General features: G+C 67.9%; 17 protein-coding genes. 11 read left to right on the top strand and 6 right to left on the bottom strand.

Annotated features, from left to right (window positions below; genetic code table 11):
• Positions 1 to 95: 95 nt before the first annotated feature.
• Positions 96 to 1,469 carry a lysophospholipid transporter LplT gene (lplT, locus tag H0W40_RS06850; RefSeq protein WP_292444612.1) on the bottom strand — a complete coding sequence of 458 codons (1,374 nt, stop codon included), beginning with the start codon at positions 1,467 to 1,469 and terminating at the stop codon, positions 96 to 98.
• 131 nt (positions 1,470 to 1,600) lie between these two features.
• Between lplT and alr the strand changes: the two genes are divergently transcribed.
• The 6 genes from alr to H0W40_RS06820 all read left to right on the top strand — a co-directional run bounded on the left by alr (position 1,601) and on the right by H0W40_RS06820 (position 6,161).
• Entirely contained in the window at positions 1,601 to 2,785 is a 1,185-nt protein-coding gene (gene alr / locus H0W40_RS06845; protein ID WP_292444610.1) for an alanine racemase, read from the top strand.
• Positions 2,786 to 2,931: 146 nt separating this feature from the next.
• Positions 2,932 to 3,186, top strand: coding sequence for a GlsB/YeaQ/YmgE family stress response membrane protein (locus H0W40_RS06840; protein ID WP_292444607.1), 255 nt, complete (start codon positions 2,932 to 2,934; stop codon positions 3,184 to 3,186).
• 2 nt (positions 3,187 to 3,188) lie between these two features.
• A complete protein-coding gene (locus H0W40_RS06835) occupies positions 3,189 to 3,713 on the top strand; it encodes a hypothetical protein (protein ID WP_292444605.1) in 525 nt (174 codons plus the stop codon).
• A gap of 70 nt (positions 3,714 to 3,783) precedes the next feature.
• Positions 3,784 to 4,200: an alternative ribosome rescue aminoacyl-tRNA hydrolase ArfB gene (arfB, locus tag H0W40_RS06830; RefSeq protein ID WP_292444602.1), complete on the top strand. Its 417-nt coding sequence runs from the start codon at positions 3,784 to 3,786 to the stop codon at positions 4,198 to 4,200.
• A 118-nt stretch (positions 4,201 to 4,318) separates the two neighbouring features.
• Positions 4,319 to 5,683, top strand: a complete 1,365-nt coding sequence (gene radA, locus H0W40_RS06825; protein ID WP_292444599.1) for a DNA repair protein RadA — start codon at positions 4,319 to 4,321, stop codon at positions 5,681 to 5,683.
• A gap of 64 nt (positions 5,684 to 5,747) precedes the next feature.
• A complete protein-coding gene (locus tag H0W40_RS06820) occupies positions 5,748 to 6,161 on the top strand; it encodes a hypothetical protein (RefSeq protein WP_292444596.1) in 414 nt (137 codons plus the stop codon).
• Between the two features lie 26 nt (positions 6,162 to 6,187).
• Here the strand turns inward: H0W40_RS06820 and H0W40_RS06815 are convergent, their stop codons facing one another.
• Positions 6,188 to 6,829, bottom strand: a complete 642-nt coding sequence (locus tag H0W40_RS06815; RefSeq protein WP_292444593.1) for a PEP-CTERM sorting domain-containing protein — start codon at positions 6,827 to 6,829, stop codon at positions 6,188 to 6,190.
• A 283-nt stretch (positions 6,830 to 7,112) separates the two neighbouring features.
• On the opposite strand from H0W40_RS06815, the gene H0W40_RS06810 reads away from it, so the two are divergent.
• Together H0W40_RS06810 and H0W40_RS06805 are read left to right on the top strand one after the other, a co-directional pair.
• The gene (locus H0W40_RS06810; RefSeq protein ID WP_292444590.1) at positions 7,113 to 8,036 is read left to right on the top strand and encodes a branched-chain amino acid transaminase; all 924 of its coding nucleotides are present in this window, start codon (positions 7,113 to 7,115) and stop codon (positions 8,034 to 8,036) included.
• An 11-nt stretch (positions 8,037 to 8,047) separates the two neighbouring features.
• Positions 8,048 to 8,254, top strand: a complete 207-nt coding sequence (locus tag H0W40_RS06805; protein ID WP_292444587.1) for a zinc-finger domain-containing protein — start codon at positions 8,048 to 8,050, stop codon at positions 8,252 to 8,254.
• Positions 8,255 to 8,273: 19 nt separating this feature from the next.
• On the opposite strand, the gene H0W40_RS06800 is transcribed toward H0W40_RS06805, so the two are convergent.
• The 3 genes from H0W40_RS06800 to H0W40_RS06790 all read right to left on the bottom strand — a co-directional run bounded on the left by H0W40_RS06800 (position 8,274) and on the right by H0W40_RS06790 (position 10,245).
• Entirely contained in the window at positions 8,274 to 8,825 is a 552-nt protein-coding gene (locus tag H0W40_RS06800) for a DUF3455 domain-containing protein (RefSeq protein WP_292444585.1), read from the bottom strand.
• Positions 8,826 to 8,919: 94 nt separating this feature from the next.
• The gene (locus H0W40_RS06795) at positions 8,920 to 9,612 is read right to left on the bottom strand and encodes an anti-sigma factor (RefSeq protein ID WP_292444583.1); all 693 of its coding nucleotides are present in this window, start codon (positions 9,610 to 9,612) and stop codon (positions 8,920 to 8,922) included.
• Between the two features lie 9 nt (positions 9,613 to 9,621).
• Positions 9,622 to 10,245: a sigma-70 family RNA polymerase sigma factor gene (locus tag H0W40_RS06790; protein ID WP_292444581.1), complete on the bottom strand. Its 624-nt coding sequence runs from the start codon at positions 10,243 to 10,245 to the stop codon at positions 9,622 to 9,624.
• 113 nt (positions 10,246 to 10,358) lie between these two features.
• Here H0W40_RS06790 and H0W40_RS06785 point away from each other — a divergent pair, with 113 nt between their 5' ends.
• The 3 genes from H0W40_RS06785 to H0W40_RS06775 are packed head-to-tail and all read left to right on the top strand — an operon-like array spanning position 10,359 to position 12,396.
• Positions 10,359 to 10,799: a nuclear transport factor 2 family protein gene (locus H0W40_RS06785; protein ID WP_292444579.1), complete on the top strand. Its 441-nt coding sequence runs from the start codon at positions 10,359 to 10,361 to the stop codon at positions 10,797 to 10,799.
• Between the two features lie 23 nt (positions 10,800 to 10,822).
• Entirely contained in the window at positions 10,823 to 11,833 is a 1,011-nt protein-coding gene (locus tag H0W40_RS06780) for an alpha/beta fold hydrolase (RefSeq protein WP_292444578.1), read from the top strand.
• Between the two features lie 32 nt (positions 11,834 to 11,865).
• On the top strand, positions 11,866 to 12,396 hold the full coding sequence (locus tag H0W40_RS06775; RefSeq protein WP_292444576.1) for a DUF2946 family protein: 531 nt from the start codon (positions 11,866 to 11,868) through the stop codon (positions 12,394 to 12,396).
• 75 nt (positions 12,397 to 12,471) lie between these two features.
• On the opposite strand, the gene H0W40_RS06770 is transcribed toward H0W40_RS06775, so the two are convergent.
• On the bottom strand, positions 12,472 to 12,805 hold a 334-nt coding region (locus H0W40_RS06770; protein ID WP_292444574.1), incomplete at its 5' end, for a c-type cytochrome.

Raw genomic sequence — 12,805 nt, 5'->3', positions numbered from 1 at the left:
TCCGGCCGAGGATCGCGGCCCGCAACGACCGTGCTCGACCGGTATTGCGCAATGCCGAAGAGCGTCGCAGCGCGTTCAACGGACAGGCACGTCGATCAGTGCGGATCGCGCCGCGCAATGTCGAGCAGGTGATCGACTTCGGCCCGGTAACGCACCCGGTTGTCGCGATGCCAGCGCTGGATCAGCCACATCACGCCGGCCACGAGGATGCCGAAGATGGTGATGGCGCCGAAGGCCGACAGGCCGAAGCGCGTCATCCCTGTATAGAAAGCGCCCAAGCCGAGGATGCAGGCCTGCTCGTTGAAGTTCTGCACGGCGATCGAGCGGCCGGCGCCCATCAGGTTGTGGCCGCGGTGCTGCAGCAGCGCGTTCATCGGCACCACCAAAAAGCCTCCAAGCCCGCCGAGCACGATCAGGAAGGGCGCGGCGACCCAGACGTTGTCGATGAAGTTCATGGCGATGATGAGCACGCCCATCGCGATGCCCAGCGGGATCACGCTGGTGGCCTGATCCAGCCGCATGCGCACCGAGGCCAGGATCGCGCCGAACGCGGTGCCGATGGCGACCACGCCCACCAGCGACGAAGCCTGCGTCGTGCCGTAGCCGAGCGCCGCCGCGCCCCATGCCAGAACGATGTAGCGCAGGTTCCCCGACACGCCCCAGAACAGCGTGGTCGTTGCCAGTGAAATCTGCCCCAGCTTGTCGCCCCACAGGCGCGCGTTGCAGCGCGAGAAATCGCGGACCAGGCCGGGCACGCTGTGCGCGAAGGGCTGCAGCGGTGCCTCGGTGCGCGGGATGTAGAGATTGAAGACGGCCGCGACGACATACAGCAAGGCCAGCGCCACGATCGCCACGTCGATGACCGACGCGTCCGGCATGGTCAGGCTCGTGATGAACTCGGCGCACTGATACAGCGGGGCGGCCACGGCGAGCACCGCGAACAGCAACACGTCGCCGAGCGAGTCGAGGTTTGTCGCTGCCGCCAGCAGACTGAAATCGGTCAGCCGCTCGGTGAGGTTGAGCGAGACCAGTTGCCCGCCCAGCACCACGCCCAGGATGATCGAGCCGATGGTCAGGCCTTCGATCCAGCCGTTGGCCTTGACCAGTTGCGAAGGCGGCAACAGCTCGGTGAGGATGCCGTACTTGGCCGGCGAGTAGGCAGCAGCACCGAGGCCGACGATGGCGTAGGAGATCAGCGGATGGCTGCCGAACAGCATCATCATGCAGCCGACCACCTTGACCAGATTGGCGACGAACATCACCCGGCCCTTGGGCACCGCGTCGGCGAAGGCGCCGACGAAGGGCGCCAGCACCACGTAGAACAGCGCGAACATCGGCACCAGCGCGGCGCGTTGCCATTCGGGTTGGCCTGAAGTCCTGAGCAGCTCCACCGCGGCAACGAACAGTGCGTTGTCGGCCAGCGAGCTGAAGAACTGCGCCGACATGATGGTGTAGAAGCCTTTTTTCATGCGCCTTTCTGCACCTGCTCGAGCGGTCGGCCGGCCCGGCAGCACGCTGGGCGAGCGCTGCATGCCGGGTCGGCGCGGGTTATAGCATGGGGGTTGCGGCCGAACCGTTTTTCATATTCGTCTGACGCACCATGCCCCGACCGATCGAAGCGCTGATCCACACCGACGCCCTGGCTCACAACCTGGCGCGCGCGCGCGCCGAGCTGGCCGGTGCGCGGCTGTGGGCGGTGGTCAAGGCCAACGCCTATGGCCACGGCATCGCACGCGCGTATGCGGGCCTGCGCGCGGCCGACGGCTTCGCGCTGCTCGATCTGGCCGAAGCCCGGACCCTGCGCGAGCTGGGCTGGCGGGGCCCGATCCTGCTGCTCGAAGGTGCCTTCGAGCCGCGCGACCTGGAACTGTGCTCGCGCCTGGGCCTGTGGCACACGGTGCACTGCGAGGCGCAGATCGACTGGCTGGCGATGCACAAGACCAAGGCGCCGCACCGCGTCTTCCTCAAACTCAACAGCGGCATGAACCGGCTCGGCTTCACGCCGCAGGCCTTTCGCTCGGCCTGGACGCGGCTGGAGGCCTTGCCGCAAGTGGACGAGGTGTCGCTGATGACGCACTTCTCCGACGCGGATGCCAATGCGAACACCGACGCCTCGACGCCCGGTGCGCGCGCCATCGACCGCCAGTTGCAGGTCTTCACCGAGACGACGCGCGATCTGCCCGGCGAGCGCAGCCTAGCCAACAGCGCCGCGACGCTGCGCCACGCCAGCGATGCGCAGGTGCGCGCCGACTGGGTTCGCGCCGGCATCCTGCTCTACGGCTCGGCGCCCGACTTTCCTTCCCATGACATCGGGCACTGGGATCTGCAGCCGACGATGACGCTGCGCTCGAAACTCATCGCCGTGCAGCAGTTGCAGCCCGGAGACACCGTCGGCTACGGCAGCCGCTACACGGCCCATGCTCCCATGCGCATCGGCGTGGTCGCCTGCGGCTATGCCGACGGCTATCCGCGCCACGCGCCGGGCACGCACGAGCACGGCACGCCGGTGCTGGTTGAGGGCGTGCGCACGCGGCTGGTCGGGCGGGTCTCGATGGACATGGTGACAGTCGACCTGACGCCGGTGCCGCACGCCGGGCCGGGCAGCGAGGTCACGCTGTGGGGTCGGGGCCCGCCGGTGGACGGCAGGGTGAGCCTGCTGCCGATCGACGAGGTGGCGCATGCCGCCGGCACCCTCGGCTACGAGCTGATGTGTGCATTGGCGGCACGCGTGCCGGTGCGCACGGTCGGTGAGGCGGCGTGGGCGGCTGACTCGCCGCCGCCATAGCCTCGGCAGATCGACCGCTGCGGAGGCGTATGCCGATGGGCTCGACCTTCGCGCCCGAGGCCGCAGCGGTTCGCCGCGTCACACTCCGTCGGCCTTGCGCTCACTATGATGGAGCGGATACTTCCATTTCTCGCAAGGAGCACCACATGGGCATCATTTCCACCATCTTCGTCGGGCTGATCGTCGGCGCCCTCGCGCGTCTTCTGATGCCGGGCGACCAGAAGATGGGCTGGATCCTGACCTGCCTGCTCGGCATCGCCGGCGCCTTCGTCGCCGGTTACGTCGGCCAGGCGATGGGCTGGTACCAGGTCGGCGAGCCGGTGGGCTGGATCGCCTCGATCGTCGGTGCCTTCCTGTTGCTGTTCGTCTTCGAAAAAGTGCGCGGCTCCAGCAAGAGTTAGCCATGCGGCCCGAACACGCCCCACCCCGTGCTGCCACCGGCGTGAATGCGGTCGAGCGCGATTGCCGGCGGCTGGTGCGGCGCCAAGCGCTCAAGGCGGCCGGCGTGTCGGCCTTGCCAGTGGCGGGCGTGGATCTGTTCATCAACGGCAAGCTGCTCGCGTCCACCATCGAGCAGATCAGCGCCGCCCATGGTCTGGCACCGGGCCAGCTTGCCCAATTGCCGGCCACGCTGCGCAACCAGGTCGACGATCTGACGCAGGAAGTCGGCAGCTACCTGATCGGCCGCGTCATCACGCAAGGCGCTCTGTTCACGGCGCTGCGGGCGATTGGCCTGCGCGTGGGCGCGCAACAGGCCGCCAAGCTGGCGCCCATTGCGGGGCTGGCGGCATCGGCGGCGCTCTCGGGCTGGATGTTCAAGCGCCTGTGCGACCGCCACATCGCCCAGTGCCAGCAAGTTCGCGCGGCGTTGCCGCAGCTGCCGGCCCCCGCCCCGGTGCTCGCGCTCGCGCCGCCAGTGCCGGGGTGAGTCCGGCGCCGGGCCGCCAGCCGAGCCCCGCCCCCTCCGGCGGCACGAGCGCAGCGACGCGGGGGTCGTCATGAGCCTCGGCGAACGCCTGCGCATCCTGCTCGAACGGGAGGCCGAGTTCAGCGCGGTGCGGGCGCAGGGAGCGGGCGGGCAGAACGTCAACAAGGTATCGAGCGCGGTGCACTTGCGCTTCGACGTGCCGGCCTCGAGCTTGCCCGAGGCGCACAAGGCGCGGCTGCTGGCGATTCGCGATCAGCGCCTGAGCGGTGATGGCGTGATCGTCATCAAGGCGCAGGAAGAACGCACGCAGGCGCGCAACCGGGCCGACGCGCTGCAGCGCCTGCTCGAGCTGGTGCTCAGCGTGGCCACGCCGCCCAAGAAGCGCGTGCCCACCAAGCCGACCTACGGCTCGCGGCAGCGCCGGCTCGAAGGCAAGAGCGCGCGCAGCGAGGTCAAGAGCCAGCGCGGCAAGGTCACGGACCGCTGAGCCTTGTCTTCGCGCGGACGGTTTGCGTTGCGCCGGTCCGCGGCTGCGCCTTTGCGATAGCAACGGCTCCCGCGATCGCGCCGTCTTCAGTGCTGCAGGCCGGCGGCGACAATGCCGCATGGCCAAGGAAAAGACGATCTACACGTGCACTGAATGCGGCGGCAGCAGCCCAAAGTGGCTGGGCAAGTGCCCCGCATGCAATGCCTGGAACACCCTAGAAGAAGGCGTGGCCGAGCCGGCCTCGGCGACGAAGCACCGCTTCCAGTCGCTCGCAAAAAGCCTGCCGGTGGCCACGCTCAGCGAGATCGACGCGGCCGACATGGCCCGCACGCCTACCGGGATCGAGGAACTGGACCGCGTGCTCGGCGGCGGCATCGTCGCGGGCGGTGTGGTGCTGATCGGCGGCGACCCGGGCATCGGCAAGAGCACCCTGCTGCTGCAGGCCGCCGACGCGATGAGCACGCAGATGAAGGTGCTGTACGTCACGGGCGAGGAAAGCGGCGCGCAGATTGCGCTGCGCGCACGCCGGCTCGGCCTGGACGGCTCGCGCGTGCGCGTGCAGGCCGAGATTCAGCTCGAACGGATCCAGGCCACACTGGCCGCCGAGGAGCCGGCGTTCTGCGTGATCGACTCGATCCAGACGGTGTATTCCGACCAGCTCACCTCCGCACCCGGCTCGGTGGCGCAGGTGCGCGAATGCGCCGCACAGCTCACGCGCACCGCCAAGGCCAGCGGCACGACCATCGTGCTGGTCGGCCACGTCACCAAGGAAGGTGCGATCGCCGGGCCCCGCGTGCTCGAACACATCGTCGATACCGTGCTGTATTTCGAGGGCGACACGCACAGCAGCTTTCGGCTGGTGCGCGCGATCAAGAACCGCTTCGGCGCCGTCAACGAGATCGGCGTGTTCGCGATGACCGAGCGCGGCTTGAAAGGCGTGTCGAACCCGAGCGCCATTTTTCTCTCCACGCATGCCGAGCCGGTGCCCGGTTCGTGCGTGATGGTCACGCTCGAAGGCACGCGGCCGCTGCTGGTGGAGATTCAGGCCTTGGTCGACAGCGGCGGGCCGAGCCCGCGGCGGCTCTCGGTGGGGCTGGACCGTGATCGCCTGGCGATGCTCCTGGCCGTGTTGCACCGCCATGCCGGCATCGCCTGCATGGACCAGGACGTGTTCGTCAATGCGGTCGGCGGTGTGCGCATCACGGAGCCGGCCGCCGACCTGGCAGTGATGCTGGCGATCCAGAGCAGCCTGCGCGGCAAACCGCTGCCGCGCGGCTTTCTGGCTTTCGGCGAGGTCGGCCTGGCCGGCGAAGTGCGGCCTGCGCCGCGTGGGCAGGAGCGGCTCAAGGAGGCGGCCAAGCTCGGCTTCGGCGTCGCGGTGGTGCCCAAAGCCAATGCGCCGCGCAAGGCGGTCGAGGGCTTGACGATCCACGCGGTAGAACGCGTCGAGCAGGCCGTCGAGTTGCTGCGGGAGCTGGCATGAATTTTTCGAATGGCGAACGGCGGCGCCGCGGCCCGGTTCCACACGCACGCAAGGAGGCGCTTCGATGAGCGCCTGGGTCGGATGGGCCCTGGCCGTGGCCGCCGTCGCGGCGGGCTACGCCAGCTACGGCTGGCCGGGCGTTGCGCTGGCGGCCACGGTCATCGTGTTCTGGCTGCTGCTGCAATTCAGCCGAGCGCTGCGCACGATGCAGCGCGCCGGCCGCTCGCCGATCGGACAGGTCAAGAGCGCGGTCATGCTCAACACGAAACTGCGCCCCGGCATGACCATGCTCGATCTGCTGCCGATGGCGGGCAGCTTGGCCCAGCCGGTCGAGGGCGACGGAGGAACCTTCCGTTGGCGCGATGCGGGTGGCGTCAGCGTGAAGGTGGAGTTCGCGGGTGGACGGCTGCAGCGTTGGACGCTGGAGCGCGCGAGCGATTCGGATCCGACGGCCCCAGAAACGGAAAAGGCGCCTTGAGGCGCCTTCTCGTTCGGAAAGCCGGATCAGTCGCGGCGACGGCGCCGAGCCATGAAACCGACAAGACCCAGACCGGCGAGCATCAGGGCGTAGGTTTGCGGCTCGGGGATCGGAGTCATCGTTGGCACGCCGGGAACCTTGTCGCTGCCGCCATCGGCCAAGCCGCGAAAACGGGTCAGGAAACCGACGGCCCGATCTTCGTCACCTGCCGTGAAGAAATCGGTGGCGGCAAAGGTTCCGCCGCTGACATTGAACGTCCACGTCGCGGAATCGCCAATTTGAAGGCCGTCCATTGGGCTACCGCCGCCGTTGTAGTTATCACCGACGCCAACGCCGTACTCCAAGCCGTTGAAGGGCGAGGTATTGGGCGTTGTGAAGAATTGATTAAAAGTTGCCAAGGTGGTACTCGCGAACGTCACTGTCGCGGCATCCGGCGCGTTGAACGCGAATGCGGTCAAGAAACCGCCCACCGCCACCGGCGTAGTGTTCATCAAGTCGATGGTCAGAATGTTCGTCGCATCGTCGAAGCTCAATGAGCCGGAAAAATTGGATCCGGTCATCTCCTCGCTTTGCGATGGATCGCCGATCAGAGCGACGGTCGTTACGAGAGCCTGTGCCGAGGTCATACAGGCTATTGCCGCTGCAGCAGCCAGCCAATGCTTCATCATGTGTGTTCTCCCCTGGGTTAACGCCGAGTAGATTCTCGAACGTCCGTGCAGCGCCTCAGTGGGCCACCTTGCACGTTGAGACTTCGTCACCGCGTGCAGTTTTCACGTACACGCAGGCTAGGCCACGGCGTTCCGAGATGCAAGACGCAGCCTCCCACCTGATTCGGGGGTTCGCAAAGGGCCTCAAGAAGGCCGTCCTCGAACTAGCCGCTTGCCATGAGCAGTGGCCGGCGTGCGCCACCTAGAATCGCGAACTGCTGCTTTGCTTGATCGGAGAAGCTCGATGTCGATGGAAAACCGCGACGGCAAAATCTGGATGGATGGCGAGCTCGTCGAGTGGCGCGACGCGAAGATCCACGTGCTGAGCCACACGCTGCATTACGGCTGCGGCGCCTTCGAGGGCGTGCGCGCCTACGACACCGCGCGCGGGACCGCGATCTTCCGCCTGCAAGAGCACACCGAACGGCTCTTCAACAGCGCCAAGATCCTGCGCATGAAGATTCCGTTCACGCCTGAGCAGGTGATGGACGCGCAGCGCGCCGTCGTACGCGAGAACAAACTTCAGAGCTGCTACTTGCGCCCGCTCGCCTGGATCGGCTCCGAAAAACTCGGCGTCAGCCCCAAGGGCAACCGCATCCATCTGATGGTCGCCGCCTGGCCCTGGGGCGCCTACCTCGGTGAAGAAGGCATGGCGCGCGGCATCCGCGTCAAGACCTCGAGCTATACGCGCCACCACGTCAACATCACCATGACGCAGGCCAAGGCGGTGAGCAACTACACCAACTCCATCCTCGCCAACATGGAGGCCACCGACGATGGCTACGACGAAGCGCTGCTGCTCGACGCCTCGGGCTTCGTGAGCGAAGGCGCGGGCGAGAACCTGTTCGTGGTCAAGGGCAAGGTGATCTACACGCCCGATCTTTCGGCCGGCGCGCTCAATGGCATCACACGCAATACCGTGTTCGCGATCTGTGAAGACCTCGGACTCAAGCTCGTGGAAAAACGCATCACGCGCGACGAGGTCTACATCGCCGACGAAGCCTTCTTCACCGGCACCGCCGCCGAAGTCACGCCGATCCGCGAACTCGATCGCATCGAGATCGGCCTGGGTTCGCGCGGACCCATCACCGAAAAAATCCAGTCGGCTTTCTTCGACATCGTGAACGGCCGCAATCCGAAGTACGCCGAATGGCTGACCGCAGTTTGAGCCGCGCTGCCATGACGATAGAAGCCCCCGCCACCGTCGAAGTCACCAGCCGGGACCTGCAAGGCCCCGGCGTGGTGTTCTGCCCGAATCCGAAGATGCCGCTGTGGAGCACGCATCCGCGGGTGTTCATCGACGTGGCGTCGCACGGCGAAGGCAAGTGCCCGTACTGCGGGACGCTCTATCGGCTGAAGGCCGGCGAGGCGCCGCGCGCTCATTGAGGCGCGGCGTCGGCAAGGATCAGCGGGTATAGAAGACGTAGTCGGCCGAGTAGTCGACGATCTTCTTCTCACCCTTGTTGGCCGTCGCGCAGGCCGCCGCCGGCGCCACGCCGCCCTTTGTTTTCAGGCGCTGGATGGAGCTCACCTTGCTCATCGCGCCGCTGCCCATGGCACCCTCGGTCTTGACGAGTTGCAGCGGGATGTTGCCGCTCGCGTTGGGCGCTACCGCCACTTGCTTGCCGCCAATCTTCGAGCCGTCGGTCGACTGCCAGGTGGTCGGCGGGCCGAAGTACTTGCCGACTGCCTCGCCGCTGTCGTTCGTGAGCGTGGCCTCGGGGCCCACGAAGGCCCAGGCGTACTGGCCGGCCATGTCGCTCTTCTCGCGGCATTCATAGGTGATCCGGCCGTTGCGGGTCTGGGTCCACATCGCCTGCTTCTCGCCGGCCGGCGCGCGCACCGCTTCGGGCAGCGCCGTGTTGTCGACCATCGGGCTCTTCATCGACTGCGACGCGCAGGCGGTCAGCGTTACCAACACGGCAGCGCTCAGGATCAAGGGGTTCGTCGGACGCATGCTTCTTCTCCGTAGATGAGGGATCAGTCGATCAGGAAGAACCTGATGGGCTGCCTTCACTACGGGCGCAATCTCGATCCGGATGCAGCGCGTTTCAGATGTCGAGCTTGCCGACCGAGACGATCGGGCCGGTCGGCGCGCCCGTCGGCGAGCCGCCGCTCGGCTCGATGCTCACGGCGAATGCGGCCGTGTTGTCGAGCAGTTGTGCGCGCAGCACCGTCGTGGCCTGTTCGGCCGAGACCAGGCCCAGCGAACGCGGCGCGCCGGTGCCGGGCACCGACCACAGCTCGAGCGCGCGGCCGGCGTCGAGCGTCACCGGGCCGACAGGCCGGAGCACCAACGCGCGGCCGTCCGGCGTCACGCTGGCCACGAAGCTGGCCGGCTGCACGCCCACCGCGTCGGCATTGGCGTTCAGCACGATGACGATCGGCGGCGCAACCGGCGGTGGTTGAGACACCACCAGCGCCAGGCTCAGCGCCGCGACGGTCGCGAAGGCCGTCAGTCCTTGCCACACGCCGAGCCGCCGCCACCAACTGCCGGGCGCATTGGCGCGTTCGGTGCCGAACAGGTTGCGCTCGAGCCGCGTCCACACGGCGGCCGAGGGCTGCACCGGTGCGACGGCCTGCGCGAGCGGTGCCAGCCGCGCCTGCCATCCCGCCACGGCGCTGCGCAGCGTTGCGTGCGCCGGCAGCAGCGCTTCGAAGCGCCGGCGCGCGCGGCCGCGCAAGGTGCCGAGCGTGTACTCGGCCGCAAGGCGGTCGGCGAGGGCGGGGCGGGCGTAATCCACGAAGTGCGCTCAGGTCACGCCGCGCTCGCGCTGCACGTGTTCGAGACAGCCCTTGAGCGCGATCAGTGCGCGCCGCACCCAGCTCTTGACGGTGCCCAGCGGCTGACGCAGGTGCTCGGCCACTTCGGCATGCGAGAGGCCCTGGTAGAAGGCCAGCGCGAGGCTTTGCTGCTGCTCGCCGCTGAGCGCGGCCATGCAGCCGCGCAAGGCCTGCGCGTCGGCAGCCTGTCCCAACAGTTCGAGCGGCCCGGCGTTGGCCGAGGCGAGGTCGTTCAGCATGTCGTTCTCGTCATCGTCGCCGCTGCCCGACAGGCTCACAGTGCGTGGATCGCTCTGGCGGCGGCGCAGGCTGTCGATGGCCCGGTTGCGGGCCACGCTGGTCAGCCAGGTCATCGGCTGGCTCAGGCTGGCGTCGAAACCCTGCGCGGCGCGCCAGACGTTCACGTACACCTCTTGCAGCACGTCTTCGGCCTGGGCCCGGTCTCTCTGGATACGCAGCACCACGCCGAGCAGATGCGCGCTGGTCTGCTGGTAAAGCGTGGCAAAAGCCGCACGGTCGCCGAGCGCAATGCGTGACAACAGCGCGGCGAGATCGCGGCTGCGTTCGGTCCAGTCTTTCGGGTCGGTGGCCATGAGCGATTCGGGTTCGCGGCATTCTAGGGGCGCTTCGTACAATGCCCGCGCCATGCGGCGCTTGCCACGCCGTCGCCACTGCCGCGGTGGCCGTTCGCAAATTTCGAGGTCTCATGCCGTCCAAACCGAAAGCCCCGCCGTCCTCGCCCGACGACATCGAAGCGCAGTTCTACGAAGCGCTGCAGCAGGCCGACGTCGACAAGCTCATGGCCGTGTGGTCCGACGATGAGGACATCGCCTGCGTGCATCCGGGCGGGCCGCGCATGCTGGGTGCGGGCGCCATCCGGGCGGCCTTCGAGGCGATCTTCGCGAGTGGCGCCATCGACGTGCGGCCCGACAAGGTGCGCCGCCTGCAGGCCCATTCCAGCGCGATCCACCATGTGCTCGAACGCGTGCAGGTGCGTAGCGACGAAGGCGTGCAGACAGCGTTCGCGATCGTCACCAATGCCTACGTGCTGACTGCGCAGGGCTGGCGCATGGTGCTGCACCATGCCAGCCCCGGCATGGCGCGCGAACTGCAGGAAATCTCGGAAGCGCCGTCGACTCTGCATTGAACTGAAAAGAGCGCCGCCCGCGCATGTCGACCGCCCTCGAGCTTGCCGCCGCTTCGCCCGGACCCTACGTGGCGCCGTGGTGGCTGCCCGGCGGTAACGCACAAACGATCTGGCCGGCGCTGCTGGGGCGCGGCTTCGACGGTGCGGCGTCGCGCTTCGAGCGCGAACGCTGGGCCACGCCGGACGGCGACTTCATCGACGTCGATTTCCTCGCGGCGAACAACGTGCCGAACGATCCGAACGCCCCCCTGCTGGTGCTGTTCCACGGTCTCGAGGGCTCTTCGCGCAGCCACTACGCGCAGGCTTTCGTGCACTGGGCCAGCCAGCAGGGCTGGCAGTTCGCGCTGCCGCACTTTCGCGGCTGCTCGGGCGAGCTGAACCTAGCGCCGCGCGCCTACCACTCCGGCGACTTCGAAGAGGTCGGCTGGATCCTTGCCCGGCTGCGGGCTCGCGTGCACCAGCCACTGCTGGCGGTGGGCGTCTCGCTCGGCGGCAACGCGCTGCTGCGCTGGGCCGAGGAAGCCGAAGGCAGCGCAGCGGCGGTGGTGCGGGCGATGGCGGCGGTTTCCGCGCCGATCGATCTCGCCGCAGGCGGCCACGCCATCGCGCGCGGCTTCAATCGGCAGGTCTACAACCGCATGTTCCTGCGCTCGATGAAACCCAAGGCGCTGGCCAAGCTGGTCCAGCACCCCGGCCTGTTCGATCGCGAGCGTTTGCTTGCCGCCGCTGACCTCTACGCCTTCGACGATGTGTTCACTGCGCCGCTGCACGGCTTCAAAGGGACCGACGACTACTGGGCTCGGGGTTCGGCCAAGCCGCATCTCGCTCGCATCCGCATTCCCACGCTGGTGCTCAACGCGCGCAACGATCCGTTCGTGCCCGCGGCGAGCCTGCCGCAGCCGCGCGAAGTCGGCCGCCATGTCAGCTTGTGGCAACCGGCGCACGGCGGCCATGTCGGTTTTGCCACTGGGCCCTTCCCGGGCCGGCGGCTCGGCTTGCCCGAGGCGGTGATGGGGTGGCTGCAGGCGCACTGAGGCGTGGCGCGGCACCCATCGACAATTCCGCGATGGACGACATCGTCAAGGCGGCGCTCAAGAAATGGCCCAACGTGCCGGCCTGCCACGGCTGGCTGGGCCTGGACGCGCGCGGCGACTGGTACATGCGCGACGACCGTGTGCAGGCGGCGGGGCCGTTTCCGCAGGTCAAGGGCAGCCGGCTGCTGCATGAGAAGCTGGTCGACTTCATTCATCGCAACTACCTGCCCGATGAGCACGGCGCCTGGTTCTTCCAGAACGGGCCGCAACGCGTGTATGTCGAGCTGGAGGCCGCGCCGCTGGTGCTGGGCGTGCAGCGCGCTGCCGCCGGTTTTGTGCTGCACGCGCATACCGGCCGAGAGGCGGGGCCCGTGCGCAGCGCCTGGCTCGATGAGAACGGCCGCCTGTTCCTCGATACCGAGGCCGGCTTCGGTCTGGTGCGCTCGATGGACATGGACGCCGCCGCCGACGCGGTGACGAGCGGCGAGTGGCAACCGCAGACGGTTCGCTTCGAAGACCTGCCGGTGCGTTTCGGCTACCGGCTCAGTCCGCAGAGGACGTGAAAAAGCCGGCTTGCCGCCGGCTTTTCGGTGATCGGAGCCGCTGAGAGAGCCGGCTCTTGCAAACCAAGAACGCTTTTACTTGACGCTTTCCACCATGTAGGTCACCACCGCCCGCAAGTCGGCCTCGGTGGCAGCGGCCGCGCCCCCCTTGGGAGGCATGACCCCTTTGCCGTTGATCACGCTTTGCGTCAAGCCGTCGATGCCCAAGGCCAGGCGCGGGGCCCAGGCCGCCTTGTCGCCCAGCTTGGGAGCGTTCGCCACGCCGGCCGCATGGCACACCTGACAGGCCTGCGTGTAGATTGCCGGGACCTCGCCCGCCGCGGCGACGGTCGCGCCGGGCTCGGGCGGCGATTGCGCTGCCGCCGGTGCGGGTGCCGCTGGCACGGCTGCGGGCGGCGCAGTCGGCGCG

It is taken from the genome of Methylibium sp., assembly GCF_013817345.1.
In the GTDB taxonomy this organism is placed as follows: Bacteria; Pseudomonadota; Gammaproteobacteria; order Burkholderiales; family Burkholderiaceae_C; genus Methylibium.
Note: the sequence above shows the minus strand (reverse complement) of the source record. Positions and strands in the feature narration are given on the sequence as shown.

Coding starts and splice junctions, on each gene's coding strand:
- lplT (WP_292444612.1), bottom strand. CDS start 1,469: ATGAAAAAAGGCTTCTACACCATCATGTCGGCGCAGTTCTTCAGCTCG.
- alr (WP_292444610.1), top strand. CDS start 1,601: ATGCCCCGACCGATCGAAGCGCTGATCCACACCGACGCCCTGGCTCAC.
- H0W40_RS06840 (WP_292444607.1), top strand. CDS start 2,932: ATGGGCATCATTTCCACCATCTTCGTCGGGCTGATCGTCGGCGCCCTC.
- H0W40_RS06835 (WP_292444605.1), top strand. CDS start 3,189: ATGCGGCCCGAACACGCCCCACCCCGTGCTGCCACCGGCGTGAATGCG.
- arfB (WP_292444602.1), top strand. CDS start 3,784: ATGAGCCTCGGCGAACGCCTGCGCATCCTGCTCGAACGGGAGGCCGAG.
- radA (WP_292444599.1), top strand. CDS start 4,319: ATGGCCAAGGAAAAGACGATCTACACGTGCACTGAATGCGGCGGCAGC.
- H0W40_RS06820 (WP_292444596.1), top strand. CDS start 5,748: ATGAGCGCCTGGGTCGGATGGGCCCTGGCCGTGGCCGCCGTCGCGGCG.
- H0W40_RS06815 (WP_292444593.1), bottom strand. CDS start 6,829: ATGATGAAGCATTGGCTGGCTGCTGCAGCGGCAATAGCCTGTATGACC.
- H0W40_RS06810 (WP_292444590.1), top strand. CDS start 7,113: ATGTCGATGGAAAACCGCGACGGCAAAATCTGGATGGATGGCGAGCTC.
- H0W40_RS06805 (WP_292444587.1), top strand. CDS start 8,048: ATGACGATAGAAGCCCCCGCCACCGTCGAAGTCACCAGCCGGGACCTG.
- H0W40_RS06800 (WP_292444585.1), bottom strand. CDS start 8,825: ATGCGTCCGACGAACCCCTTGATCCTGAGCGCTGCCGTGTTGGTAACG.
- H0W40_RS06790 (WP_292444581.1), bottom strand. CDS start 10,245: ATGGCCACCGACCCGAAAGACTGGACCGAACGCAGCCGCGATCTCGCC.
- H0W40_RS06785 (WP_292444579.1), top strand. CDS start 10,359: ATGCCGTCCAAACCGAAAGCCCCGCCGTCCTCGCCCGACGACATCGAA.
- H0W40_RS06780 (WP_292444578.1), top strand. CDS start 10,823: ATGTCGACCGCCCTCGAGCTTGCCGCCGCTTCGCCCGGACCCTACGTG.
- H0W40_RS06775 (WP_292444576.1), top strand. CDS start 11,866: ATGGACGACATCGTCAAGGCGGCGCTCAAGAAATGGCCCAACGTGCCG.